At 30.2% G+C, this 26,479-nt stretch carries 21 protein-coding genes; 4 read left to right on the plus strand and 17 right to left on the minus strand.

What is annotated here, in order from left to right:
* Nucleotides 1-7: 7 nt before the first annotated feature.
* Both miaA and H0I27_RS08500 read right to left on the minus strand, forming a co-directional pair.
* Nucleotides 8-931: a tRNA (adenosine(37)-N6)-dimethylallyltransferase MiaA gene (miaA, locus tag H0I27_RS08495; RefSeq protein WP_218733614.1), complete on the minus strand. Its 924-nt coding sequence runs from the start codon at nt 929-931 to the stop codon at nt 8-10.
* On the minus strand, nt 932-1,759 hold the full coding sequence (locus H0I27_RS08500; protein WP_218733616.1) for an ion transporter: 828 nt from the start codon (nt 1,757-1,759) through the stop codon (nt 932-934).
* Between the two features lie 420 nt (nt 1,760-2,179).
* On the opposite strand from H0I27_RS08500, the gene H0I27_RS08505 reads away from it, so the two are divergent.
* A complete protein-coding gene (locus tag H0I27_RS08505) occupies nt 2,180-4,411 on the plus strand; it encodes a TonB-dependent receptor (protein WP_218733618.1) in 2,232 nt (743 codons plus the stop codon).
* A 164-nt stretch (nt 4,412-4,575) separates the two neighbouring features.
* Here H0I27_RS08505 and H0I27_RS08510 read toward each other — a convergent pair whose 3' ends face one another.
* Complete coding sequence (locus H0I27_RS08510; protein ID WP_218733620.1) at nt 4,576-5,382, minus strand: alpha/beta hydrolase; 807 nt, start codon at nt 5,380-5,382, stop codon at nt 4,576-4,578.
* A gap of 334 nt (nt 5,383-5,716) precedes the next feature.
* Between H0I27_RS08510 and H0I27_RS08515 the strand changes: the two genes are divergently transcribed.
* Complete coding sequence (locus H0I27_RS08515; protein ID WP_218733622.1) at nt 5,717-6,076, plus strand: dihydroorotase; 360 nt, start codon at nt 5,717-5,719, stop codon at nt 6,074-6,076.
* A gap of 307 nt (nt 6,077-6,383) precedes the next feature.
* Here H0I27_RS08515 and H0I27_RS08520 read toward each other — a convergent pair whose 3' ends face one another.
* The 9 genes from H0I27_RS08520 to H0I27_RS08560 all read right to left on the minus strand — a co-directional run bounded on the left by H0I27_RS08520 (nt 6,384) and on the right by H0I27_RS08560 (nt 16,040).
* Nucleotides 6,384-7,124 carry a YoaK family protein gene (locus H0I27_RS08520; RefSeq protein ID WP_218733623.1) on the minus strand — a complete coding sequence of 247 codons (741 nt, stop codon included), beginning with the start codon at nt 7,122-7,124 and terminating at the stop codon, nt 6,384-6,386.
* A 308-nt stretch (nt 7,125-7,432) separates the two neighbouring features.
* Nucleotides 7,433-8,215, minus strand: a complete 783-nt coding sequence (locus H0I27_RS08525; protein ID WP_218733625.1) for an anti-sigma factor — start codon at nt 8,213-8,215, stop codon at nt 7,433-7,435.
* 3 nt (nt 8,216-8,218) lie between these two features.
* Nucleotides 8,219-8,749 carry an RNA polymerase sigma factor gene (locus tag H0I27_RS08530; protein WP_218733627.1) on the minus strand — a complete coding sequence of 177 codons (531 nt, stop codon included), beginning with the start codon at nt 8,747-8,749 and terminating at the stop codon, nt 8,219-8,221.
* Between the two features lie 141 nt (nt 8,750-8,890).
* Nucleotides 8,891-10,837 carry a DUF3857 domain-containing protein gene (locus H0I27_RS08535; RefSeq protein ID WP_218733629.1) on the minus strand — a complete coding sequence of 649 codons (1,947 nt, stop codon included), beginning with the start codon at nt 10,835-10,837 and terminating at the stop codon, nt 8,891-8,893.
* Nucleotides 10,838-11,917 (minus strand): exonuclease domain-containing protein, encoded by a 1,080-nt coding sequence (locus tag H0I27_RS08540; protein WP_218733631.1) that lies wholly within the window; start codon nt 11,915-11,917, stop codon nt 10,838-10,840.
* 23 nt (nt 11,918-11,940) lie between these two features.
* Nucleotides 11,941-12,600 (minus strand): YggS family pyridoxal phosphate-dependent enzyme, encoded by a 660-nt coding sequence (locus tag H0I27_RS08545; RefSeq protein WP_218733633.1) that lies wholly within the window; start codon nt 12,598-12,600, stop codon nt 11,941-11,943.
* A gap of 161 nt (nt 12,601-12,761) precedes the next feature.
* Entirely contained in the window at nt 12,762-13,715 is a 954-nt protein-coding gene (locus tag H0I27_RS08550; RefSeq protein ID WP_218733635.1) for a D-2-hydroxyacid dehydrogenase, read from the minus strand.
* A gap of 87 nt (nt 13,716-13,802) precedes the next feature.
* Complete coding sequence (gene serC, locus H0I27_RS08555) at nt 13,803-14,870, minus strand: 3-phosphoserine/phosphohydroxythreonine transaminase (protein ID WP_218733637.1); 1,068 nt, start codon at nt 14,868-14,870, stop codon at nt 13,803-13,805.
* Nucleotides 14,871-14,978: 108 nt separating this feature from the next.
* The gene (locus tag H0I27_RS08560; protein WP_218733639.1) at nt 14,979-16,040 is read right to left on the minus strand and encodes an acyl-CoA reductase; all 1,062 of its coding nucleotides are present in this window, start codon (nt 16,038-16,040) and stop codon (nt 14,979-14,981) included.
* Nucleotides 16,041-16,110: 70 nt separating this feature from the next.
* Between H0I27_RS08560 and H0I27_RS08565 the strand changes: the two genes are divergently transcribed.
* Nucleotides 16,111-16,461, plus strand: a complete 351-nt coding sequence (locus H0I27_RS08565; RefSeq protein ID WP_068448123.1) for a 4Fe-4S dicluster domain-containing protein — start codon at nt 16,111-16,113, stop codon at nt 16,459-16,461.
* Nucleotides 16,462-16,557: 96 nt separating this feature from the next.
* Here the strand turns inward: H0I27_RS08565 and H0I27_RS08570 are convergent, their stop codons facing one another.
* The 3 genes from H0I27_RS08570 to H0I27_RS08580 form a co-directional block, all read right to left on the minus strand.
* Nucleotides 16,558-17,562: a hypothetical protein gene (locus tag H0I27_RS08570; RefSeq protein ID WP_218733641.1), complete on the minus strand. Its 1,005-nt coding sequence runs from the start codon at nt 17,560-17,562 to the stop codon at nt 16,558-16,560.
* 233 nt (nt 17,563-17,795) lie between these two features.
* The gene (locus tag H0I27_RS08575; protein ID WP_218733643.1) at nt 17,796-18,692 is read right to left on the minus strand and encodes a glycerophosphodiester phosphodiesterase family protein; all 897 of its coding nucleotides are present in this window, start codon (nt 18,690-18,692) and stop codon (nt 17,796-17,798) included.
* Between the two features lie 35 nt (nt 18,693-18,727).
* On the minus strand, nt 18,728-20,119 hold the full coding sequence (locus H0I27_RS08580) for a metallophosphoesterase family protein (RefSeq protein WP_218733645.1): 1,392 nt from the start codon (nt 20,117-20,119) through the stop codon (nt 18,728-18,730).
* Nucleotides 20,120-20,285: 166 nt separating this feature from the next.
* Between H0I27_RS08580 and H0I27_RS08585 the strand changes: the two genes are divergently transcribed.
* Nucleotides 20,286-21,173 (plus strand): AraC family transcriptional regulator, encoded by an 888-nt coding sequence (locus H0I27_RS08585; protein ID WP_218733647.1) that lies wholly within the window; start codon nt 20,286-20,288, stop codon nt 21,171-21,173.
* 94 nt (nt 21,174-21,267) lie between these two features.
* Here H0I27_RS08585 and H0I27_RS08590 read toward each other — a convergent pair whose 3' ends face one another.
* Nucleotides 21,268-22,956, minus strand: coding sequence for a SusD/RagB family nutrient-binding outer membrane lipoprotein (locus tag H0I27_RS08590; protein WP_218733649.1), 1,689 nt, complete (start codon nt 22,954-22,956; stop codon nt 21,268-21,270).
* A 22-nt stretch (nt 22,957-22,978) separates the two neighbouring features.
* Entirely contained in the window at nt 22,979-26,338 is a 3,360-nt protein-coding gene (locus H0I27_RS08595) for a SusC/RagA family TonB-linked outer membrane protein (RefSeq protein WP_218733651.1), read from the minus strand.
* Between the last annotated feature and the right edge of the window lie 141 nt (nt 26,339-26,479).

Here is a 26,479-nt window from a genome sequence, read left to right on the forward strand (position 1 = left end):
AAAGTTTTTACGGTTTTGATATGTTAATTTTATCAGAAATTTTAGCAATAATAGTGTTTATGTCTGTTTGATAATCAAACCACAAGGTTGTTTTATCTCTTTTAAACCAAGTGCCTTGTCGTTTTGCAAACCTTCGGGTATTTTTCTTAATTTCTGAAATGGCAAATTCTTTGGTAAAATCACCATCAAAATAAGAGAACAATTCTCTATAGCCAACCGTTTGTAATGCGTTTAGACTTTTATGTGGATATAAGTTTTTAGCTTCTTCTAGCAAGCCGTTTTCTATCATGATATCTACGCGCATATTAATACGATTATAAATAATTTCTCTGTCTGCGTCTAAACCTATTTTAATGGAAGTAAAATTTCTAGGTGCTTTGGGCTTGTTTTTAAAAGTGGAGTAGGGAATGCCAGAACCAATACAAACTTCTAAGGCTCTCATCACCCGTTTAGGGTTTTGTAATTCAATTACATTGTAAGTTTCTGGGTCTAATTCTTTTAATTGTTCTTGCAATACTGCTACACCTTCTTTTTCTAATTTAAGAGTTAAGGCTTCTCTTATTTTAGAATCTACTTCAGGGAAATAATCCAATCCTTTTAAAACGGCATCTACATACAAACCAGAACCACCAACCATAATCTGAATTGGGTTTTCTTTAAAAAGGTCGTTTAATTTTGCAAGGGCGTCTCTTTCAAAAGAGCCTACATTATAATCTTCAAAAATACTTCTGTTTTGTATAAAGTGATGTTCTGCAGCTGCCAATTCATCTGCATCTGGTACTGCTGTACCAATGGTCATTTCTTTATAAAACTGTCTAGAATCGCAAGAAATTATAGCACTTTTAAAATGATTTGCTAATTGAATGCTTAAGGCTGTTTTACCAATTGCAGTAGGACCAACAATGGTAATTAAATAATTATTAGAAGTCATTTAGTTTAATTTACTACTACAGTTATAACAAAATTGAGCACCATCTTTATGGTTTTCTTTTGAGCAATTTGGGCAAGCTTGTGTATTTGTATCTACGCTATTATTTGCGCTTTTTGTCATTTCTGCTGTAACAATTCCTGTAGGAATGGCTATAATACCGTATCCTAATATCATAATAATACTTGCAAGAAACTGACCAAAAGGCGTGTGTGGAGCAATGTCTCCATAACCTACAGTTGTTAAGGTAACTATTGCCCAATAAACACTTGTGGGTATGCTTGTAAATCCGTTTTCGGGACCTTCTATCATGTACATAATTGTACCTAAAATAACACATAGTATCACTACAAAATATAAGAAGACCGAAATTTTGGTTCTACTCATTTTTAAAGCGATTAATAATCTGTTAGAAGCACCAACATATCTCGCTAGTTTTAATATTCTAAATACTCTTAACAGTCGTAAAGCTCTTAAAGCCGCTAAATGATGAGAGCCCACTAAAAATAATGAAAGGTATTTTGGAATGGTAGAAAGTAGGTCTATAATACCATAGAAACTAAAGATATACTTAAAAGGTTTATTTATGGAGATAATTCTTAATATATATTCAATTGAAAAAAGGATGGTAATAACCCACTCAGCTATGTTTAAAAAAGTGTGATACCTTGTGTCGAAGCTTTCAATACTTTCTAGCATCACTAATAAAATACTAGCAAGAATGGCTATTAATAAGACAACATCAAATAATTTACCAGCTTTTGTGTCGGCTTCATAAATAATTTCATGAATACGGTGTTTCCAAGAAGTGTTTTTATCGTTATTCTTCAAATTTTATATAGATTTCTTTTACAATACTACACTTATTTTAATAATGTAGTATTTTTTCAACTGTTTTCTCTCTGTTTACAAAGGATTTCAAAAATAATTAAAATAAAACATCTTTTGTTAAAAGCGTGACAATCTTTTCGTCCTATATATTTAGAAACTTCTTTGAAGATTTCAAAATTTACAAGCAACATCTATTTAAGGGAGTGGATTTATACCAATTTGGTTGATTGTTATAGACATGCAAGTAGCATTTAAGGCCCTTAGAAAGCCTATTTAAATGCACTTGCCTTAAATGAAAATGAATGGATTTTTTTAAGAAGCCAAAAATTAAAAACTAAATTAATAAGTGCTATATAAGAGTTAGGTCCTTTAACAGAAATTAACATAAAAAATATATAAATTCGCGAAAATTTTAAAAATATGAAGAACAAATTACTACTATTTTTTGTGATAACAGGCTGTTTACATTCTTACGGTCAGCAGTTAAAAGGGATTGTTTTAAATCCGCTAAATGAACCTTTAGAAAACGTTTATATAATCAACCAAGATTCTAATTTACATACACATACAAATGAAGCTGGAAGTTTTATTCTTGAAAAAACAACTGTAAATAATATATTACAGATAAGTATTTTAGGTTTTGGTACAAAGACATTAAAAGTAACTGAACAAGATTTAAAAAACGGAATTACCATAAACCTAGAAACAAAAATTTTTCAATTAGAAGAATTGGTATTGCGTAAAGAAATAAATGCGTTACAAACCTTAACAAATATAGATGTACAAGTAAATCCAGTAAATAATTCTCAAGAAATTTTAAGAAAAGTTCCTGGTTTATTTATAGGTCAGCATGCTGGAGGAGGAAAAGCAGAACAAATATTTTTAAGAGGTTTTGATATAGATCACGGAACAGATATTGCGCTTTCTATAGACGGCATGCCAATAAACATGGTTTCTCATGCACACGGACAAGGATATTCTGATTTGCATTTTGTAATACCAGAAACCATACAAAAAATAGATTTTGGAAAAGGACCTTATTATGCAAATCAAGGAGATTTTAATACTGCTGGTTATGTAAATTTTGATACAAAAACAGCTATTGATAAAAGTATGATATCTGTTGGTTATGGAGATTTTAATTCTTTAAGAACCGTTGGTATGTTTAATTTATTAGAAAACTCTAAAAACAACGATGCGTATGTTGCTGTAGAATATATAGAGTTTGATGGTGCTTATGAATCTCCGCAAAACTTTAATAGATTAAATCTTTTTGCAAAATACAATACGTTTTTAAACGGAAGAGATAAGTTAACACTAACAGCTTCTCACTTTACAAGTTCTTGGGATGCTTCTGGTCAAGTACCCGTTAGAGCTGTAGAAAGCGGATTGATAAATCGTTTTGGTTCTATTGATGATACAGAAGGTGGTTCTACTTCTAGATCTAATTTAAATGCGCAATTACAAAAGACATTAGATAATGGTGCTATTTTAGAAGCAAACACATTTTATTCTAAATATGATTTTGAACTGTATTCTAACTTTACTTTCTTTTTAGAGGATGCTGTAAACGGAGATCAAATTAAACAATTTGAGGATAGAAGTATCTACGGAATGAATGCCAAGATCATTAGTACTAAAGAGTATGGAAATGTAGAGGCGAAGTTTACAAAAGGGATGGGTTTGCGTTACGATTTAATTTCTGATAACGAATTATCGCACACAAAAAACAGAAGCGAATTGTTAAATAACATTCAATTAGGAGATGTAAAACAAAGCAATTTATATGCGTTTTTTAACTCAGAATTTGAGATTGGAAAATTTAAAATAGCACCTTCTGTTCGTTTAGATTATTTTAAGTTTTTATACAATGATGCTTTAAGTACAACGTATGAAACATTGAGTAAAACAAAAGCAATTGTAAATCCTAAATTGAACTTTTTATACACGCAGAATGATAATTTACAATGGTTTTTAAAATCAGGAATTGGTTTTCATTCTAACGATGCAAGAGTTGTTTTACAAGAAAATGCAGATAAAGTTTTGCCAAGAGCATACGGAGCAGACCTAGGAAATATCTGGAAACCTACTAAAAATTTAGTGGTAAATACGGCTGCTTGGTATTTGTTTTCTGAAGAAGAATTTGTGTATGTTGGTGATGCTGGTATTGTTGAACCATCTGGAGAATCTGAGCGTTTTGGATTGGATGTAGGAATCCGTTACCAATTAACAGATCATATTTATTTTGATACAGATGCAACAGTTACACATGCAAGAAGTTTAGAAGCAGAAGACGGAGAAGATTACATTCCGTTAGCACCAAGTTTTACAATGGCAGGTGGTTTGTCTTTTACTGATTTAGGGAAGTTTTCTGGTGGATTGCGTTACCGTTATTTAGCCGATAGAGCAGCAAATGAGGATAACACTATTACTGCAGAAGGATATGTAGTAAGTGATTTTAACATTAATTATAAAGTGAATCAAGATGTTACTTTTGGTGTTGCTTTAGAAAATATTTTTGATGTTGAGTGGAATGAAACTCAGTTTGCAACAGAAAGCAGGTTACAAAATGAAACAGATGCTGTAGAAGAAATTCATTTTACACCAGGAACACCGTTTTTTGCCAAAGCAACCATAACGTATACGTTTTAATTGAAAGAAATTTATAAAGGTTTTTTCTTGTATTTATAAGAGAAACTAGTACTTCCGCGAAAGCGAAAATTAATAAGTTAATTTTTAGTTTGATGAAATGTCTATTACAGCAATGTGATAGACATTTTTTGTTGTTTGTAATAAATACTAATTATGTTGTTTATTTAGTTGTTTAACGCCCAGATTAATGCTTTTTCTTTGGTAGCTCTAAAAATGGTATTGTGTTGCTCGTTTGGTTCGTCTGAATATTTCCAAATTAAGTTCTTATCAGGTTGTTTTAATTTGTTGTTTAATGTTTTAGTATGTTTAGAAATATCAACAGCATCAGAACCAGCAAACCATAGTTTTTTTTTGTTATTATAATTGTCTTTAGATAAGTTCTCAAAATTATTCACCAAGTAGCTTTCATTAAACCATAAAGAAGGATCTATTGCTATATAGTCATCAAACATGTTGTTGTCTAAAAGGAAGGTCTCAACCACAAATAATCCTGCTAAAGATTCACCAATAATAGCTTTTTTAGTAGCTGTTCTATATTTTTTATCAATTGCTGTAAATAATTCATTTTTAATAAAATTTCTAAAGTTGTTTGCACCACCAGCATTTGGTATATAACTTAAATCATATTCAATATTTGTGGGGCCACATAAATCTCTTCCACGTTTGGTGTTTTCTATTCCTACTAAAATATAAGGAGGTATTTTGTTTGCTTTAATTAATTTAGCTAATGTATTTGCTACATGCGGAAAATCTTCTTTAATTCCGCCGTCAGGCATATACAAAACAGGTAAGCTATCTAATGTTTGGTTGTAATTTGGTGGCGTCCAAATATTAATGATTCGGTCTTCATTTACAAATTTAGAAGCAATCGTTAAACTATCATGTTTAGGAACTGTATCATTGTAAACAATACCTTTTTTACATCCGATTGTAATTGTTACAAGTAAAAAGTAGAAGATTATATTTCTCATTTATAGGATTTTTTTATGGGGTGAAGGTGTTTTTAGGTGTAAAACGATTCTTTAGCTAATATAGTTTTTTTTATAACAAATATTGTAACAGCTATTTATCAGTGTGTTATGATATTTAAAAGTGTCATCTTTTCAATAGCACTTACCTCTTAAAAATAAATTGAGAATTATGCAAATTTAATTGTTTAAAAAAAAACTTAAATATTGCTAAAATCGTTTATTTTATAGGATAATTTTTAATTATTCAATAATAAAGATTTCTTATTTTATTGATATTGTAATTTTATAGATTTTCGTTATTTTTGATTTATTACTAATATTAATTTTTTTTCTTATGAAGTATAACCTATTATTCAGTTTTTTATTCGTTTTTTTATCAAGTATTATGTATTCTCAAAATTCTAATTCAGACATCAAAATAGGAGATGTTTTTGTTGTTGGAGAGGTGAGTAATAATAATTATGAGCATATAGATTTTCCTAGAGCAAACTTTATTATAAAAAAAGGTGGGCTTGCAAATTACAAAAATGTAAAAGGAGAAAAAGTTCAAATTAAATCAATCAAAGAGAAAAAAAATGGAAATCTAGTAGCAACAATTGAGTTAGCTTCTAAAAAGAAATTTTTTAATAGTCATAAATACGTTAAAGTAAATATTAATGAAGCAATTTTAAAAAAAGAGCTATTAAGAAATTAATAGTATTCTTTTTTCTTTAGTTTGGGCTTTCTATTTAGGAAGCCTTTTTTTTTGTTTAAGATTTAAAAAAAGAAGTCTAGAAGTAGGTAAATACATGCTCTTTATTTAATTCTACTTATTATATTTTTTTAGTGATTAAATTTATTATTGTCAGTTCGAGCTTAGTCGAGAACTATTAGACTATTAAATAGGTATCTACTGAGTTCAACCAGACATATCAGTTATTTTTAAACTAAATTCTATGCAGTTAATTATATTCCTTCTAAAGAATTCATTTAATAGGAGGGATGCTTTAGTTTATACGTTATTAGGCTTTCTTTTTTTGATAATATTTTCGCCTCGTTTTTATAACTTTATACCTAAAATCATCAAAGAATAAGCTTGCTAATAAAAACAGTGCAGCTAGAATTAAAGTGTTTAATTTTAAATCTAATTTAGAATAGAAAAACCCACCTATTAATCCGCCTGCAAAAAAGAATAGAATAATGTAAACACGAAGTTTGATATTAGATTTCAGTAATTTTTTTTGTGGTGCCAATTTAGGAAAACATAATAAAGAAAGATCAATTCCTAAGTCTGTAAATAAACCAGTTAAATGTGTCGTTCTTACTACTGCATTAGAAATTTTTGTTACAAACGAGTTTTGTAACCCCATAGCAAAAAGTAACAAACAGGTAATAAGGTTTGCGTATTCTAATTCCATAAAATTACTAACAAGCCCTATAGAAATTAAAACAAGGCATTCAATAACTGTTGGCAATACAAATACATTTAGTTTTTTGTTCTCATTGTATCTTTCTATTAGAAAGCTAGATAAAAAAGAACCAAATAAAAACGAAAAAATATAGAGGAAGTAAATCGTTCCTTTCCAAAAATCAAAATTAGCTACGTCATATATAAACAATGCAAAATGACCTGTAACATTTGTAGTTAATTGTTTGAAAGCTAAAAAACCACTCACATTTACAAAACCAGCTACAAAAGAAAGTATGGTTGCAATTCTTAAATTATGTTTTAAAGTTCTGCTTTTACCTTGATGTCTAAACATTTGTTTTCGTTTATCCTGTACTCATAAAAGACTTGTAATATTAATACATATTCGGATGTATTAAAAATCTATAAAGTTCAGAATTATAAAGTAGTGGGCAAAGTTAGTTTTTTTAGATGATTATACTTTTAAATGTCCTTTAATTTATTGAATAAGGTTATTTAAAGGTAGTAAAATTTATCAAGCTGTATTTCTTTTAGTTTGATAATATTATTGACTTTCAGTAGATTAGATACGGAGTAAAGTTCAGTATGAAAAAAATATTTTTAATCAATAAAATTGTAAAAAAAATGATGATTATAATAAACCTAAGAAGCTACTGCTCCTAAAGTATACAGTTGCTCTAAATTAGGAGATGCACTACCACCTGCAGGTTCTAAAGTAATACCAAATGCTTCAGATTCGTTGGCATTTTCTATGGTAAATATTTTATTTGTATCTGCCATAAAAGTGTCTATTGTACCTAAACTTGTAGGCGTTAAAGGACTTAATTTTAAAGACCAAACTTGGTATACCTTTCCTTTTGGAGGTGTTGGTAATCCTTTAGCATCTAAGTAAATACTCTTTGTTTTTTTATCCCAATATACCTTTGCATAAGATGTTGGAGATACTTTTTGACCCGCCAGAGGCACAGAAACAATGTCTTTATCTCTAAAGATATCAATTAATTTTTCTGCTTCTGCTAAGCTGTTAGAAGCTTTGTCTATTTGTTCTTCTAATTGTTGTTTTTCTGTAGCAACCTGATCTTTAAGTTGCTTGTTTTGTGTAAGTGTCCAGATAAGTACACTTCCTATTAATAAAGAAGCAGCCCAACCACTATATTGTAACCAATTTGTTTTCGGTTTTGTAATAGAGATTACTTTTGTTTCTTCAACTTTTAATTGATTTTTTATTTCTGAAAATGAATATGGAGCATCTTTTTTAGCAGCGGCTGTTAATTTTGCAATTGCTTTTTCTATGGATACAACTTCGGCCAATACTTCTGGATATTCTTTAATTTTAGCATGCACTTCCTCGTTTTCCTTTTCAGAAAGCGAGCCTGCAACATACAGTTCTAAAATTCCAGATGTTATGTATTCTTTTATATTCATTATTTAAACTCCAAGCATGGTGCGTAATTCGCCTATGCAATTTCTATTTCTTGTTTTTATGGTGCCAATTGGCATTTCTAATTCTTCAGAGGCTTCTTTTTGTGTAAACCCTTTAAAATATAATAATTCAATTACTGCTTTACATTTGTCTCCTAATTTGGTAACAAATTCTTTTAAGCCAATTGTATCAGTAGCAGTATCTAAACTATCACTGGTTTCTAATATATCTACGAAAAAATCTGAGTTATGGTTTTGTTTAGACTGTTTAAATTTTTTAGAACGTGTATAATCGATAGCTGCATTTCTTGCTATGTTTAGTATCCACGTAAAAAAACGGCCTTTTTTTGCAGAATAAGAATCTGCTTTATTCCAGGCTTTTATAAAGACATCTTGCGTTATTTCTTGTGCAACATCATCATTTTTAACAATGTTATTTACAACACCAGAAATACTATCACAATACATATTGTATAGTTTTTCATAGGCTTTAACGTCCTTTTTTTGAAATTGTAAAATTAATAGCTCTAAATCCATAAAATGTATCAGCCGCTAATCTATTAAATAAAATTGATATGCAGTCATTTTAAGATAGCAATCATAAAAATAATTTGATTGTCTCGATTACTACTCTTAATTAAAAGTATTTTTGAATGTTTATGACAGATATAAAATAAATTAGTTCTTTTCTAAAATTATATAACCACTCTCAGAAATAATAATTTGTTTGTAAAACTCCTTTAAAGTATAATATTCTGCTACAGAAAAGATTTTTTTTGAGATTTGCATTCTTGTTAAAACAGTAATTGTATTTCCTTTTTTTACTGTTTTAAGTATGAATCTACCACCTTTATTAGGTAGTGATATTGCTTTGTCTTTAGGTAAATTTACAATGGTGTAATTTTCTGGAATTGTTAAGCTTAAGTAAAAATTATTCAGTCTAGCATACCCAAAATCTACAGGGTAATTTCTTTCTTTTAATTTAAAAGGATTTTGTTTTATTCTATTAAATAGAAACGGATTTATTCTTATTTTGTTACCTAAGACTTCATCCATTTCTAATCGGATCGTAAATTTTTCTTGTAATTTTTTATCTAAGTTTTCTAAATTGTCTCTTTCATATTCATCAACTTCTAGGTTTGGATATTTAGCTTCAAAATTTTCTAAATAACTATCTTCATTAGTTAACGACATTTTTTTTCTTTGCTCTGTTGCTAAAAGACCGTTTCTTATCATCATTAAAGATCCAGTAAATACGCCTTCTTCATCTAACGTAAGACTAGAGTTTATGTTTAGGGATGATCTGTATTTTGGCTTTAAAGTTACCCAAGAGCTTTCTTCTTTAAAGTTGATTATTCTAGCTTCTCCATTTAATACTCTATACGGAACTTCTCCAAAAGGAATAAATTTGTCTGTTGCGTCTAAAAAATAAGATGTACCATCTATAACAGCTTGAACAATTACATAATTATAGTCATAAATAACTGGAAATATTTTTGTAGGAATTCCGTTTTCTCTTGTAGATAAAACGACTAAATTGGCATCTATATCCGCCGCTTTTAAACTGTTGTATAACGAAATGTTTATTTCACCAACATCACCAGATTTTTGCTGAAAAGCTTCTTTTACTTTTGCATCTTCATTGGTCCAATACTTTTCATTCCAAGTGTAATGATTCTGAATAAAAGTGTAAATTTTTTGCGCTCTATCTAAACTGTTTTCAGTTTCTAAAATAGCTTCAGAAATATTTTTTCTAAAAAAAGTTTTTTTTGAGGTCTGATTATTAAAAAAACGATCTTTTAAGCTTTTATCGGCTTGTTTCCAAGTAGTCGTTAAGTTGTCTACAACACCTCTATAACTAGTAATCGATTTTATATCAAAAGAAATTTTAGAGATGTAATTTTTTTTGCTCAACATATAATCTTCTTCTTTAAAAGCAGGAATATCATTCATCCCATAAGAATATGTTGCACATCCTCCTTCACCTATACCATCAACATAGACACATTTTTTATCCATCGAAGGTTCGTCTTTATCTAATTGTAAATAGCCTGTTTTTTTTATATTATATTGATAATTCCCTAAGATAGATGCATCAAATTCACTTTTTATTTTTGGTATGTCAGATTGAAACTCCCAATCGTTAATGCTTAAATACGGAGATAAAATACTGTAGGTGTATTCTATAACGGAGCCTTCTTTTATATTAGGTAGCGTAAAGTTTTTAACCGTCCAGGTATCTCGTTCTTTAGTAGTAAAGATATCCTTATCATCAAGATATGTGCTGCTCATAGTACCGTTTTCGGTAATATTATAAGTAACTGCACTAATGTCTTTAACTTTCTGTTTTTCGTATAAGTTAATTGTAATATCGGCTAAATTAAAAGAAGCCTTATCTAAAATCTTAATTCGATAGTAGTAATCTGTTCTAGGAATTTCATCATTATCTCTATCTGGATATCTATTTGCGTGTTCGTATAAAACAACAGCGGTTGCCGTAGAGTCTTTATCGTAAATTGTCATTTGTAATTCTTCTAGAGTGGTTTTACCCATTTTAGTAGTTTTACTTTTTTGCGCAATAATTAAAGTGGATGAGAGTAGGAGTAATAGGGTTAAAGATTTCATTTACAGTCTAATAATTTTCTGTACTTTATTTTTGTTGATGTAATTTTTGATAATATTTTTTGCTTGAATCTTGTTTTCAATAGGAGTTAAGATCGTTTTTAAAATATCTATCTTACTTTCTTGATTGCTTAAGTTTGTGTAACCACAACCATATACCTCGTTCTTTTCTATTAAAATTACGGCATTTTCTTCTACTTCTCTCCCTTTTTCAATGATAATAAAATCTTCATTATTAAAATCTTGAGTAATAAATTTCGGATTCTTCTTAAAATTAAATTTAGGAGTTAAAGCATCTAATTCGATAGCATATTTTAAACGGGTAAAAAGTTCATTTCCTGTTTTGTCAAAAGAAATAGATTGTGCTCTTTCCTGAATTTTAACTGCTCTTTTGGTTACCTTTAGAAAGAGGTTATTTACTTCCGATTTAATATTCTTTCCTTTTCCAATAAATACAACTCTACCTTCTTTATCATGAATGTAAAAAACTCCTTGTACAGTTGGTATTTCCTCTATTAAACTTCTTAATTTTTGCTTTTGATGTCTTCTGTCAAAATACTTTATAGAACTTTGTATAATACTTTTATTCGTGTCTTTTTCTAAGAGTAATTTAAACAATTGCACGGTTGCCAAAGCATCTCCAGAAGCTCTATGTCTGTCTGTAATTGGTATTCCTAAAGATTTGGTAAGTTTCCCTAAGCTGTAAGAAGGTTGGTCTAAAATTAATTTCTGACTTAATTCTACAGTACACAAGGTATTTCTATTAAAGTCGTACCCTAATCGATCAAATTCGGTACTTAAAATTCTGTAATCGAAAGTGGTATTATGAGCAACTAAAATACAATCTGATGTAATTTCTATAATCCGTTTGGCAACTTCATAGAATTTAGGTGCATTTTTAAGCATTTTATTATTAATGCCCGTAAGTTTTACCACAAATTCTTGAATGGGCTTTTCCGGATTTACTAAGCTAATGAATTGGTCTACTGTTGTGTGGCCGTCAAATTTATATATAGCAATTTCTGTGATGCCTTCTTCATTAAATTTTCCTCCTGTGGTTTCAATATCTAAAATTGCGTACAAAGTCTTTTTCTTTTATGATAAAATTAAGCATTATAATTTCTTTGACCAAATATAGAACTACCAACTCTTACCATATTACTTCCATTTTCTATAGCAAGTATATAATCTCCACTCATTCCCATTGATAAAGTTTTTAGTGATGGGTATTGAGTTTTAAGTTCGTTAAAAAAGGTATTTAGTGATGAAAATTCTTCTTGTAACTGTTTCTTATTGTCTGTAAATGTGGCCATTCCCATAAAACCGGTAATTTTTATGTTCTTTAATTCTACGAATGCTTCTGATGCTAAAATTTTATTTATTTCATCAAAAGACAAACCAAATTTGGTGTCTTCTTTGGCTATTTTTACTTGTAATAAACAGTTGATAACTTTATCATGTTTTTTTGCTTGCTTGTTGATTTCCTTTAAAGTAGAGAATTTATCAACTCCATGAATCAAATCTACAAAATGTGCCATGTACTTTACCTTATTACTTTGTAAATGACCAATCATATGCCACTGAATGTCTTTTGGTAAAGCATCATATTTATCCACCATTTCCTGAATTTTATTCTCACCAAAAATACGCTGACCAGCAGCATATGCTTCTTGCAAGTCTTCTAAAGGTTTGGTTTTAGAAACAGCTACTAAAGTTACATTTTCTGGAAGTGATTGTTTTATTTCTAATAGATTTTCTTTAATCATGTTTTCTTTTTTTGTTATTCAGACGAAGATTCTAAATATTAGGTATGGATGAAATTTCACAATCACATAAAAAATAATTTCGAAATGACAGTTGTTGTTATAAAATAACTGTCATTTCGAATGAAATTATTTTTTTAAGAATCTTGTATTAATAATTTTTTCTAATTCTTTAACAAAGCAATAATCTGATTTGCTAATTCAACTCCAATTCTATCTTGTGCTTCTTTGGTTGCAGCGCCAATATGCGGAGTTAAAGAAATTTCTGGATTCATTAATAATTGTACTGCTGGAGTAGGTTCTGTTTCAAAAACATCTAAACCTGCAAATTGTACTTTACCGCTTTCTATAGCTTTTACTAAATCTACTTCGTGTAAAATACCACCTCTAGATGTATTTATTATACCTACACCGTCTTTCATTTTTTCAAATTCTGATGCCGTAATAATATAATCTTCTTGATCTGGTGTGTGTAAAGTAATAAAGTCCGACTCTTTTAAAAGTTCTTCTTTATCTACAGTTTCAATAATAAAGGTAGTTTTTTGTCCGTTAAAAAACTCTAAAGTAATTGGTGCACTTGTAACTTCATCATCAGTTGCTAAAACATTCATTCCAACACCAATAGCAATTTTTGCAACTTCTTGACCAATGCGTCCAAAACCGATAATACCAATTGTTTTTCCTCTTAATTCAATTCCCTCAGAGTAGGCTTTTTTCAATTCTTTAAAACGAGAATCTCCTTCTAAAGGCATTTCTCTATTTGAAGAATGTAAAAAACGAGCCATCCCAAAAAGGTGTGCAAAAACCAATTCTGCCACAGAGCCAGATGAAGCTTTTGGTGTGTTAATTACATGTAAACCGTTGTCTTCTGCATATTCTACATCTATATTATCTAAGCCAACACCACCACGTCCAATTAATTTTAGACTTGGGCAAGCTTCCATTAATTCTTGTCTTACTTGTGTTGCGCTTCTTACTAAAATTGCATCAACATTGTTTTCATTGATATAACTTTCTAACTGATTTTGTGCTACTTTTATGTCTAGTACTTCAAATCCTCCTTTTTCTAAAGCATCTATTCCGCTTTTAGAAATTCCATCGTTTGCTAATATTTTCATTCTAACTATTGGGGTCATTCTTAATGTTGAAATGTGGCAATCTTAACGTAAGATTCCTTCATTTCAATCGGAATGACGATTTTTATTTTATTTTTGAATTCTTTCTAACTCTTGCATCGCATCAACCAAAACTTGTACGCTATATAAAGGTAAGGCGTTGTACATACTTGCTCTATAACCACCAACACTTCTGTGTCCATTTATTCCGCTAATTCCTGCTTCTTTACACATGGTATCAAATTTCTCCTTTAAAGAATCATCTGTTAAAGTAAAAGTAGCATTCATTGTACTTCTGTCTTCTTTGGCTACAATTCCTTTAAACAACGGGTTTCTATCAATTTCAGAGTATAAAAGGGCTGCTTTTTTATTATTTACTTCTTCAATAAATTCAATTCCGCCTAAATCTTTTAACCATTGTAAGGTTAACATAGAAACATAGATTGCAAATACAGAAGGTGTATTAAACATACTATCTTTATCAATATGAATTTGATAGTTTAACATAGAAGGAATATGTCTTTCTACTTTACCTAAAATTTCTTCTTTAATAATGACTAAAGTTGCACCAGCTGGCCCCATATTTTTCTGAGCACCTGCATAAATAAGATCGAATTTTTCGAAATCTAACTGACGAGAAAAAATGTCTGAACTCATATCACAAACCAAAGGAATATTGGTTTCCGGAAAATCTTTCATCTGCGTACCAGCAACGGTATTGTTACTTGTACAGTGAAAATAATCTGCATCTTCTGGTATTGTATATCCTTTAGGAATATAGTTGTAACCTTTGTCTTTAGAAGAACCAACTTCTACAACTTCTCCAAAAGCTTTTGCTTCTTTAATTGCTTTATCTGCCCAAGTACCCGTATTTAAATACGCTGCTTTTTTATCTAACAAATTGTAAGCAACCATTAAAAACTCTAAACTTGCACCACCTTGTAAAAACAAAGCTTTGTAACCTTTATTTTCTAATCCTAACAATTCTAAAGCTAAAGAACGTGCTTTTTCTATTACTTCTACAAAAGGTTTACTTCTGTGAGAAATTTCTATTAATGATAAATTATCATCATTAAAGTTTAAGATTGCTTCTGAAGCTTTTTGCAATACTTCTTGTGGTAAAATACAAGGACCTGCACTGAAATTATGTTTTTTCATACTCTTAAGTTCAATATTTAATGTTTTAGATTCAAAGTTGTAACACTTTGCGAACTTTGCGAAAAACTGAGCGTCTTCGCGATTTAATTTAATATCCCTTTGTAAGGTTTATATTGTTGATAAAAATTCTAATGTATTTACACCATCTGCGTAATCTGTTAATTTAGGATGTTGTGTTTGCCCAAAAGCGATTTCATTTTCTATAAAGTCTTTGGCAACAATACATTGAATTTTATCTTTATCTTGATGTAATTTTATTTTTAAATCTGTTTCATTGTCGTAATATTCATAGAAAATAGTAGCAATAGGAGAGGCATAGCTTTCGTCTTCTTTAATCATTAGAAAACCATTTTCTAACAAATCAAACAAGCTCATTAAATACACCGCTTTGTTATAATCATAATTATTCGCATATTTTGCGTTTTCAATCATGTCTTTTTTAGCATACATTCCTGTAAAAAAAGCATCAAAATTATAGCCTTTAGGCACATATAATTTAGAAACAGATCTGCAACCTAAACCAAAGTATTGAAAAACATCATCCGATAATTTAATAAAATCTTCTTCGGTTTCTTTTCCGGTGATAACTGCCACGGAATTTCTACTTTTTCTAATAATATTTGGTTTATTTTTAAAATAATACTCAAAATATCGTGCTGTATTATCGCTTCCGGTAGCGATTACAGCATCAAAATCTGTCAACTTTTCTTCTGTAAAAGTAATTTTTCCCTTAAAAGTAGGTTCTACATACTCTAAATACTTCGCTAAAAAAGGTAATAAGTGTTTATCACTAGAAGATTGCTTAACCAATACTGAATGCCCAGATATTAATACCGATAAAAAATCATGAAATCCTACCAAAGGTATGTTTCCAGCCATTACAATCGCAACTTTTTTTGATGGTTTTATAGTTGAATCTAAACTTTTGGTAAATGTATTTAAGTTTTTTTCTGTTAGTGATTTATGTAGGCTATTTAAGGAGAATAAAACATTATCTTTTGTAAACCAAGAGTTCTTTTCTTGTGCTAGTTTTATTTGATGTAAAAAGCCATCAAAAAAGATTTCATTATGTTCAATATTATCGATTTTTTTTATTTTATCGATAGAAAACTGACCTAAAAAGGCGCCTAATTTTGCGAAAGCAATAATTCTGTTTTGAATACTATCCATTTATTTTGGTTGTCTATTATTTTGGCTTTATTTTTGCAATTGCAAAGGTACAAAAACAGAACAGAAAATTATGGCAATTATAATAACAGATGAATGTATAAATTGTGGGGCATGTGAACCAGAATGTCCTAACACTGCAATTTACGAAGGAGCAGATGATTGGAAATATTCAGACGGAACAGATTTGAAAGGAAATGCAGTCTTACCAAATGGTAAATCGGTAAATGCCGACGATGTTCAAGAACCAGTTTCTGATGAAATCTATTATATCGTTCCAGATAAGTGTACAGAATGTAAAGGTTTTCATGATGAGCCACAATGTGCTGCAGTATGTCCTGTAGATTGTTGTGTACCAGATGACGACGTTGTAGAAACAGAAGAAGAGTTGTTAGCTAAGCAAAGCTTTATGCATAACGACTAATAAAATATTTTTATAATATTATAAAAGCCCCAAATCAATCAGATTTGGGGCTTTTACTTTATAAATACCTTTATAGTAGTTGTTTAGAAAATATCTCTAGAATAGTAAATCTAGATCAAACGAATAAATATTACCGAAATCATCAGAGAAAAAGATAAATTTTGATTTTTTAGAAAAGAAAGGATCTTTACTAGAAGTAACATCACCATTTTTTCCTTTTATTTTTGTTTTTAATCGAATGAGTTCTTTAAAAATATATTTGTTTTTCGTTTTTGTAATTTCATTTACAGAAATATAATATCTATTATTTTCTTTGTTTTTTACAGAATGCGCTTCAAATATTTTTCCGGATGTTACATGATTAATAATTGGTCTACTGGGACTTTTTCCCCTCTTAAGAGGCTCATACGGAATGTTTGTCCAATTTCCTTTTTTATCTCTTATTCTTAATACAAATTGAGGTTGATTAATTTTATCAACACTATTTTTAGAAGCCACCATCATTTCTCCACTTTCTAAAACTGTCGCATTTAAGTGATCATCTGCGTTATTGTTTCCTTGTTGAATAATGATTGGTTGAGACCATTTATCTAATTTATTTCCGTCATAATGAATTCGTTCGTAGATGGTTTGTGTATTTTGATTAGACCAAATTACAGATAGTTGGTTTTCTAATTTCGCAATTAAAGAAATGTCATCTTTATTTATATTATCAGCAATCGTAAATGGTGTAGACCAATTTTTTCCGTCTAAAGAATGCCAAACCATTATGGTTTCATTCATATCTGCACAAACCCAAAATTCATTTTTAGAATCTTGTGTAATCGTTGCAGTTTCTATAGAATGACAGTTTTTAGGAATAGAAAGCGTCTGTTTCCATTGAATTTTGTATTTCTCTTTTGAATAAGTCATTTTAACAACACTCAAATTACATTCATCCACTAAGACAATATGTACATCATTCTCTTTCTTAAAAACATCAGCTTTACGGGGTAAGTTTGTCAACTGCTTATTAATTACCGTTTGAGGAGACCATCCTGAAATATCTTTTTTTAATAACTTAGGTCCATCTTTATCACCAACAAAGTAACCAATGGCCATGCTCTGTAGCCCATGATTTAGATTGAGATTTATCCGCTGTGGCATCTCCATAATCAACTTTATAAATAGGTGTTACATAAATTTCGGGTACCTTCTTTTTTTCAGAAAATGATTCTTGTTTGCAAATTATCAAACAAAAAAGAAGAGGTAATAGTGATAAAATGTTTTTTAATTTCACCTGATTGTTAATTAGATTTACTGTTTATTAATGAAAAAAAAATAATAGCACCAAATTATTGATGTAAACCTTTGCTTCTTAATAATTCTAATAACATTTCGGGTTCATCAGTCTGAATGATATTAGCTCCATCTTTAATCAATTCTTCAATTATTTTTTCTCCACTTCCATAACGAATTTCAGCATCTTTTTCTCCTAAGGTATTTATCCAAATTCTAGCATTGTTTTCTTTTAACAAATCACCAACTTCTTTGGTATTAAAGCCCGTGTCTATATGTACAACTTCTGGGTTAAACTTTACAACAGCCGAATCTGCCATTTTTAAAGAATATGCTCTAGGCATTAATTGAGCGGATTTATCTAAAATTTTAATGCGTTCTAACTGGTTGTAATCATTATCAAAATAAAATACCTCGTTTTTATTTCCAAATTCATTTACAGCTTTCACTAATCCTTCTACATTGTCCGTTTTCATATCTACATCTACCATTATTTTACCTTTAACTACTTTTAAAAATTCTTCAAAAGTTGGTACAGATTCTTTGCTTATTCTGCCATAAGGTGCTTTTAGTTTAAAAGCTTTAATCTCAGCTAATGTTAAGTCTTCAACTTCACCTGTTCCTGTAGTTGTGCGATCTATAGAGCTATCATGCATTAAAATTAGTTGTCCGTCTTTTGTTGTTTTTACATCAACCTCTATTATATCTACTCCTAATTCAATAGATTTTAATGAAGATTCTATAGAATTTTCAAAATTACCCATGTGTGCACCTCTATGAGCTGCAACCAAGATTGATTTTGATGTTGCATTTTTAAACTCTTTAAGTGTTGTAGTTATATTTGTAGCTTTTACAATTACTTCTGTTGTTTCTTTTTGACGTATATTTTCTTTTGTACAAGACCACCCTATAAAAAAGACGAATAAAATAATTAGTTGTTTTGTGATTTTCATTTTTTGCAATTTTTATCGTTGTTTTAGTTGAGGAGTTATTCTCCTTTTTCTAGATCTTTTTTTAATCTAACAGGTGTTTCAGGAACTTTATTAATCAATGTTTTTTTTCCATCTTTTTTTATAATTTCAAAAGCGTCATAAAGAGTGCCAATAGGTGTGTAGGCTCCATACTTAATGGTGTCTTTAGATACTGTTATGATTTGAAAGAGTTGCGTGTATTCACCTCGTCTTACCATCCATTCTTGATCTTTAGATTCGTACATTTTTGGTCCACTTACAGAAACAGCATAAACAGCACCCGCATCTTCTACTACAGTTAAACCTTTTCCTTCATTTTTAGGAAATCCTCTTGCATATGTATGATCATGACCTTGTAAAACTAAATCCACACCATATTTATCAATTAAAGGTTTTATAGCTTCTCTAAGTTCTTTATTATCACGTCCTTTTGCGGTAGAATAAATAGGGTAGTGGGTTGTGATAATTGTCCATTTTTTTGTATTTGCTTGTAATACAGAGTCTAACCATTGTATTTGAGCTTCTTTTGATTCTTCACTTTCATCAAAACCTTCGCTATCTAAAGAAATTATTTTCATGTCTTGGTAATCTATAGCAAAACAAGTTTCTTTTAAAGCTTCTGTTGGGCCATTTTCTGGCAAGGTAAACTGTGGTCTCCATAACGAAGATAAAACACCATTTCGGTATTCATGATTACCAGGCGTCATCATACTTGGTACCGTTGCATGAATAAAATTACCTGCGTAAAACCATTCTCCCCATTCTAAATTGGCATCTCTATCGTTAATTAAATCTCCAGCATGTAACATAAAATCGACCTGTGGAAATTGACGATATGAATTACGAATGACTCTAGACCATAAAGATTTTACGTTGTTTTGAGCATCCCCAAAATAGATAAAACTAAAAGGCTTTTCATTTCCAACATTTGCTGTTTTATACTGAAACCATTCACTCCAATAACCATTATCTTTACTTCCATTTCCAACACGATAAACATAAATGGTATTTGGTTTTAAATTATGAACTACTGCAGAATGATAGGTCGCTTTTACAAGAGGTTCATTTCTGTTTTGGTTTTCAAATTTTTGTGAGGTTGCATTTATTTTTTCAACATTTCGTAATAAAAATTCGGGTCCATCTGTTGCTAAAGCTATTTCTATAACTCCATTAGACACTTGTTGATCTGTTCTCCAATTTACTGCTAAACTATGCGCTGCATCTGCTGTAAGATTTGCTATAATACGATCTGGTGTACTAGACGGAAATATTAATTTATGTGCAACTATAGAGTCGAATGCAGAATAATGTGTATGTGTACTTTCATTATCATGCGTGTGTTGTGCTTGTAGTAGAGCGCTAAATAATATAGTGATTACTAAAACAATTAAACTTTTTTGTGTTTTCATTATTGAAATTTATATTGAAGTCAAAAATATTTTATCATGAAGTAAAAAGCGATTTCCTTTCAATAAAGAATCGTTAAGGATTCATTATTTTTAGGTTTATTTGTTAAGATAAATTACATATAATTAAACAAGAAATTACATTATAGTAAACTAAAGATTAAAACAATTGCATAGTATTGGATTCTGGAATAATAGCCATACTATGCATTTTGTTTTTGAAAAAATATTTGTACCAAGCAACCATACTTTTATATCAAGAGAGTTGCCTTTATCGCCAAATAAGAAAATTCATTCACATAAAAACTTTGAAATAAATTATGTTACTTCTGGCAAAGGAAGAAGAATAATTGGTGATCATATTTCTAATTTTGAAAAAGGAGACCTCGTACTTATAGGATCTGATTTACCTCATTGTTGGGATTTACAGAATAGTGATCATAACGAATCTCCAACTTGTATTGTGACGCATTTTTCTGAAAATGTTTTTAATTTTGATTTTTTTAAAATCCCAGAATTAAAGCAAGTGGAATTATTATTAAAAGAAGCAAGTAATGGAATTCGTTTTAAAGTTAAAGATGATGTAGAAATACATAAAACTTTAATAGAAATGGTAAAAACGGATGGTTTAGAATACTATATTAAACTGTTGAAATTATTTGAATATCTTATTAAAATAGAAGATAGAGAGCAACTGTCTAATCCTACAAATAAAAAGACTGCTTTTTCTAAAAATGTAGATAAAATAGATAAGGTATACGAATATGTTTTTTTAAATATTAAAGAAGGAATTAATTTGGATGAAGCATCTGCAGTTTTAAATATGGCTCCAAGTTCTTTTTGTCGATTTTTTAAAAAGAAAACAGGACTTACTTTTATGGAATATGTAAAAAATGTAAAAGTTGGTATTGCTACAAAATTGTTGGCTGAAACGGATAAACAAATAGCTGAAATCTGTTATGAAAGTGGCTATAATAATTTAGCTAATTTTAACCTTTATTTTAAAGCAAAAATGGGGAAAACACCATCTAATTATCGTAAATATTTTAGACATTAGAGTTTTTGTTTTAGTATAAAAAAGACTTATTTTATTTACAATAAAAAATGCCTGAGGAAACTCAGGCATTTTAAAATTATTTTTGTATTTAATATTACCAAGGTTTTGTAACATCTTGTACAATCCATGGTTTAGCATAAGGGCTATCATTAGAATCGGTATTGCTATACGGAGTTTCTTCTAAGGAAGCAACTCCAACAGCATTATTTGATGTGTTGTTATTTATTTCATCACTAGGATACACAAACCTTAATGGCATGACATCTTCTCTAGCTAAAGGACCAGCATTTAAAGATGGAAAACCTGTTCTTCTCCAATCTAAATATGCTTCATCACCATTAAACATATTTGCAATCCATTTTTGTTGCATAATTATTTCTAAACTACCATCAAAGGCAACTCCTGAATTGGTTATGTATTCATTATAATTGTCCGCGAGTCCCCACACTTCTAAAGAAGCTTTTATTCCTTCTAAATAATTAGTTTCGGCATCCGATCCCCAACCTCTTACGGCTGCTTCTGCTTTTAAAAACGATATTTCTGCATACGAAAACAACCTTGCTTTTAATAAGTTTCCTCCATCTTCTTTTAGATTAAATACTTCATTCATTCTAGAAACGTAACTATTTGTACCTCCTCTAGAACCTTCAGTATTTAGATTGTATGTATATGGATCGGCATTACTTACAGCTACTGGTAAACCTACGTAAACGCTACTTGTATCAATAAGTGTTTTGCCTGCTTCTATATCTGCTGCATAAGTGTTTGATGAGTAGATTGCATAACCATTTTCTTCTAAGGTATCTTCGTTAATATAACGGATACCGTCTTGTTCTGCAATATCACCACCTCCAGGAATTTCATCTGCTGGTACAACTTTAGTAGGGGTTACAACAGGAGCAAACCAAACGGCAATTCTAGGGTCGTTAAATTCTTTTAATTTGTCTGTAATCGTAGTGCAAGGCTTTACTCTATAAAATTCTGAAGCAGAACCAAATTGCCCGCTTTCTGGCCAAGATTGACTCGTAATACCTCCAATATAGCTAAGAGATAATTCATTATCAATGCTACTTATTAATGGTTTTAAAAGTGTTTTTGTTACACCATCTTGAGAAAAACTTGGTAATTTTTCTGATAAACGCATATAATAACGTAGTGCTAAGGAGTTCGCTAATTTTTGCCATTTAGAAGCATCTCCAGCGTAAAAAACATCTTGAGATGCGTCAACATTTTCAAAATTACTTCCTTCTAAAAGGGTAGACGCTGTTTCTAAATCTGCAATAATGCCTTTGTAAACAGCTTCTTGTGTATCATAAGCTGGTTTTTCTCCGTTTAAAATATTTCCGTGTAAAGCATCTGAATAAGGAATGTCTCCATAATAATCGGTAAGATTACCAAATAACATCGATTTTAGTATTAAAGTTACCCCTTCATGAAAATCTAAACCTAATGCTACAGCTTGGTCATTGGCTACTTTGTTAGTGCGTAGTAAGTTGTAATTAGTAGACCAAATAGATCCTGTAGCCCAATCATATCTGTTGTCAGACCAAGAATCTTTTTGTATAAACTGTGATGCAGCTCCGGTGTCTCCAGCATAACCTCTAGAAGTTGTACTTGTTGCAAGCCCTGTCATTACCGTACTCATTAATAAATTGGGGTCTGCCAAATTAGGCTCAATTCCATTTGGATTCTCATTTATTTCTACCAAATTACTATCGCAAGAAACGATAAGCAAAGTTGGAATCAATAGAAATAAAATTACTATATTTTTTATAAATTTCATATTCTTGATTTTTTATTTTAATTTAAAAACTTGCGTTTAGTTTAAAACCAACAGGAATTGACCATGGTTGAATGTTGTATCGTTCTACACCTTGTGCCATTCCTGATCCTGAACTTTGAAAAGCACTTTCTGGATCTATATTGATGCCTGCTTTTGTCCATAAAATAATATTACGGCTAAATAATGAAAGCGATAAATTGTTCATACCCATTTTTTCTGACACTTCACGAGGAAAAGTATATCCAATAGAAATTTGTCTAAGTTTTAAGTAATCTGCATCAAAAGTTGCTGCTTTAGAATAGCTCCAAGGATAATTGTCTCCATAAGAATGGTATTGTGTACCTTCTCCACCTAGGTTTTCTTGAGTAGCTACAAAATTACCACTGTCATCATAATACCCCATTACTCCAGGTAAAAATACTCCATCATTTAAACCATCATAAGGGAAACCACCATACTCTGCAGTAGGTCCACCAACAAGTGGATAGAATTCTCCGTTTGGTGATAAAAATATATCAGAATTTTCTCTAATGTAAGCAGGTATATCATTGACGTTGCTTAAGTCATGAACTTTATCTAGCCATCTTGAAGTTTGTACATCAGATTCTGAATAACGGTACGTTTGAGAAACAAATTGTCCACCTTTTCTCCAATCAAAATTCATTGATAAATTCCAGTTTTTATACGTGATAGAAGTTTGTAATCCCATTTTAAAATCAGGATTATAATTACCAGTAACAGGAGCCACTCTATTTCCGTCTGCATCAGATAAAGTTCTATCGTCACTATCCCATCCTTCATCATCTAACAAAGGCCATCCGTAGTAAGGCGAATTTTCATCTTCTACACGAACAAATGCTCTATCTACTAGCTGACCAATTTCTTCACCAACCCAAGTATAGGCACCATTTCTTGCTTCAGACCAAAAAGAAACATAATCTGTGCCTGGAGCTAATTCTGTAATAATGGTTTTGTTGGTCGTAAATGTTAAATTCATATTCCAACGTAGATCATCATTTTTAACTAAAACACTTCCTAAGCTTGCCTCAAACCCTTTACTGTTTAAATTACCAGCATTAAATAGTTTACTTGTAGCACCAGAAGAAATTGGTAATGATTTTTGAAAGATTTGGTTTTTGTTATCAGATTCATAATACGTGAAATCCAATGTTATTTTATTTCTAAAAAGTGATAGATCAACACCGTATTCTGTAGATGTATTAATTTCTGGTTTAATTTCATCATTTTTTAAAGCAGCACTTACAGATAATTGTGAAGCAGCTCCCCAGTCTCCAGAATTGCTTAAAACAGAGTATAAATTATAAGCACTTGTATCATTACCTGCTTGTGCCCAACCTACACGCAGCTTAAATAAAGATACATCGTTACCCATATTAAAAATCTTATCTAATAAAATACTTGATGAAACTGAAGGGTACAAAAAGCTATTATTATTTTCAGGTAAAGTGCTAGACCAATCGTTTCTAACACTCGCATCTATAAATACAGTATTTTTAAAACTAATATTACCTAAAGCATACAAACTATTTACACGTTTTTTAGATGAAGAACTACCATAGCTAATATTATCTGAGGCTATATTAGATAATGTAAATAAGTTAGGAACCACTAAACCAGAACCTCCATTTTTAGTTTGCGCAGATGATGAATTATTATTTAAATCTCTTCTGTTACCTCCAGCGGATAAGCTGTAATCAAAATTTTCGTTTAATTTATCTTGATAAGTAAGTAAAAAATCGACATTTGTTTCTACACCATTTATGTTAGATAATCCGTAAGCACCATTAGGTTCATCATTAAAACCGCTAGATATTTTAGTTTCTCTTACTTCATGAGTATCATTATAAGCAAAACGAGTCATTAAAGAAAGTTTGTCTGTAAATTGATAATCGGCTTGAATATTACCCATCAATCTTTTTCTTTTAAACCCATTATTTATTTCATTGGCCAAAAAATAAGGGTTGTTAAATTCAAATTGAGAAGGATCATCCCCAAAATTATAGGGTGCATTTTGGCTAACGCCCTCTACTAACCAATAATCTTTCATGTCAAGAATATCTATATGGCTATTAATATCATATAGTGCTTGTAAAGGGTTTGCACCTCTGTCTGTTGTAGAAGGGCGATTATCTGCACCAGAAATAGTATATTTTATACTTGAGTTAATTTTTAATTTGTCATTAACATCAAAACTACTATTGATACCAAAATTATGTCTATACAAATCAGAATTTGGAATAAAACCTTCATGTTGCATATTGGTATAAGATATTCTATAATTCATTCTGTCTGTACTATTTTCTATAGAAACAGTATTTGTAGAAGTAAATGAATTTTCAAAGAAATTTTTAGCATTGTTGGCACCTCTAGAAATTAATGGTTTTGCTACACCAACTCCCGTAGCTATTTCTTGATCTGAATATGGCCATTGAATAGCACTTAAACCTTTGTCTAATTCAGGACCAACCCAACCAGAAGAAGTTTCGTCTATTTGTGTTGTATTAGGGTTTGGTCTACTACCGTTGGCAAAAAGTGTAGATTTTTCGATAAATTTATAAGGGATTTCGTAGACATTACTAGAACTAAAAGAAATGCCTAAACCTTTATTTTTTTTACCTGATTTTGTAGTAATTAAAATAACACCATTACCACCTCTTGCTCCATATAGTGCAGCAGCACTAGGCCCTTTTAAAACAGATACGTTTGCAATATCATCAGGATTAATATCACTAATACCACCACCATAATCTACCTCTACACCGCCACCAATACTTCCAATGTTGGTAAGTCCACTACTTAAAGGAACACCATCTACAACATATAAAGGTTGGTTATCTGTAGTTAATGAAGAAGCACCACGTAAAATTACACTTACAGTAGAACCAGCACCTCCGGTAGCATTAATTTGCACACCTGCAACTCTACCATTTAATGCGTTTAATGCATTTTCTTGTGTTACAGTTGTCATATCATCTCCAGATACTTCAGCAACGGAATACCCTAATGATTTTTTCTCTCTAGAAATTCCAAGTGCGGTAACAACAATACCATCTAACGCTTCTGAAGATTCTTCTAAGGTAACGTTGATATTTGTTTTACTACCAACATTAACTTCTTGTGTTGCCATACCTAAATATGAAAATACAAGTATTGAATTGTTGTTAGGAACAGTAATATTATAATTACCATCAAAATCGGAAGTTACTCCGGTAGTTGTTCCTTTTAAAACAACAGATACTCCTGGTAAGAGTATTTGATTAGTGTCGCTTATAACTCCTTTAACTTGTTGTTGTGCATATATGTTTGCAGATAACAAGCATATTAAAAAGAAGGTAAAAAGCCTTAAGTTTCTTTTTTTCATACTGTGAATGAATTAATAAAATAGTTGATTTGTTATGTTAATTTCGGACAAACCTATTCTAAAAATTTTGTTAAAACTTAATGTATATTGTTAGTTATAGATTATATTTTGTCTCTTTTTTTTTCTTTGTTATTTTAAGGT

It is taken from the genome of Polaribacter sp. HaHaR_3_91 (genome assembly GCF_019278525.1).
GTDB lineage: Bacteria > Bacteroidota > Bacteroidia > Flavobacteriales > Flavobacteriaceae > Polaribacter.

What these genes read in the sequence shown, in the direction of transcription:
- H0I27_RS08580 (WP_218733645.1), bottom strand. Translation starts at nt 20,119, where the DNA reads ATGAAAACACAAAAAAGTTTAATTGTTTTAGTAATCACTATATTATTT.
- H0I27_RS08535 (WP_218733629.1), bottom strand. Translation starts at nt 10,837, where the DNA reads ATGAAATCTTTAACCCTATTACTCCTACTCTCATCCACTTTAATTATT.
- H0I27_RS08595 (WP_218733651.1), bottom strand. Translation starts at nt 26,338, where the DNA reads ATGAAAAAAAGAAACTTAAGGCTTTTTACCTTCTTTTTAATATGCTTG.
- miaA (WP_218733614.1), bottom strand. Translation starts at nt 931, where the DNA reads ATGACTTCTAATAATTATTTAATTACCATTGTTGGTCCTACTGCAATT.
- H0I27_RS08565 (WP_068448123.1), top strand. Translation starts at nt 16,111, where the DNA reads ATGGCAATTATAATAACAGATGAATGTATAAATTGTGGGGCATGTGAA.
- H0I27_RS08545 (WP_218733633.1), bottom strand. Translation starts at nt 12,600, where the DNA reads ATGATTAAAGAAAATCTATTAGAAATAAAACAATCACTTCCAGAAAAT.
- H0I27_RS08550 (WP_218733635.1), bottom strand. Translation starts at nt 13,715, where the DNA reads ATGAAAATATTAGCAAACGATGGAATTTCTAAAAGCGGAATAGATGCT.
- H0I27_RS08530 (WP_218733627.1), bottom strand. Translation starts at nt 8,749, where the DNA reads ATGGATTTAGAGCTATTAATTTTACAATTTCAAAAAAAGGACGTTAAA.
- H0I27_RS08525 (WP_218733625.1), bottom strand. Translation starts at nt 8,215, where the DNA reads ATGAATATAAAAGAATACATAACATCTGGAATTTTAGAACTGTATGTT.
- serC (WP_218733637.1), bottom strand. Translation starts at nt 14,870, where the DNA reads ATGAAAAAACATAATTTCAGTGCAGGTCCTTGTATTTTACCACAAGAA.
- H0I27_RS08515 (WP_218733622.1), top strand. Translation starts at nt 5,717, where the DNA reads ATGAAGTATAACCTATTATTCAGTTTTTTATTCGTTTTTTTATCAAGT.
- H0I27_RS08560 (WP_218733639.1), bottom strand. Translation starts at nt 16,040, where the DNA reads ATGGATAGTATTCAAAACAGAATTATTGCTTTCGCAAAATTAGGCGCC.
- H0I27_RS08505 (WP_218733618.1), top strand. Translation starts at nt 2,180, where the DNA reads ATGAAGAACAAATTACTACTATTTTTTGTGATAACAGGCTGTTTACAT.
- H0I27_RS08510 (WP_218733620.1), bottom strand. Translation starts at nt 5,382, where the DNA reads ATGAGAAATATAATCTTCTACTTTTTACTTGTAACAATTACAATCGGA.
- H0I27_RS08575 (WP_218733643.1), bottom strand. Translation starts at nt 18,692, where the DNA reads ATGAAAATCACAAAACAACTAATTATTTTATTCGTCTTTTTTATAGGG.
- H0I27_RS08590 (WP_218733649.1), bottom strand. Translation starts at nt 22,956, where the DNA reads ATGAAATTTATAAAAAATATAGTAATTTTATTTCTATTGATTCCAACT.
- H0I27_RS08520 (WP_218733623.1), bottom strand. Translation starts at nt 7,124, where the DNA reads ATGTTTAGACATCAAGGTAAAAGCAGAACTTTAAAACATAATTTAAGA.
- H0I27_RS08570 (WP_218733641.1), bottom strand. Translation starts at nt 17,562, where the DNA reads ATGGCCATTGGTTACTTTGTTGGTGATAAAGATGGACCTAAGTTATTA.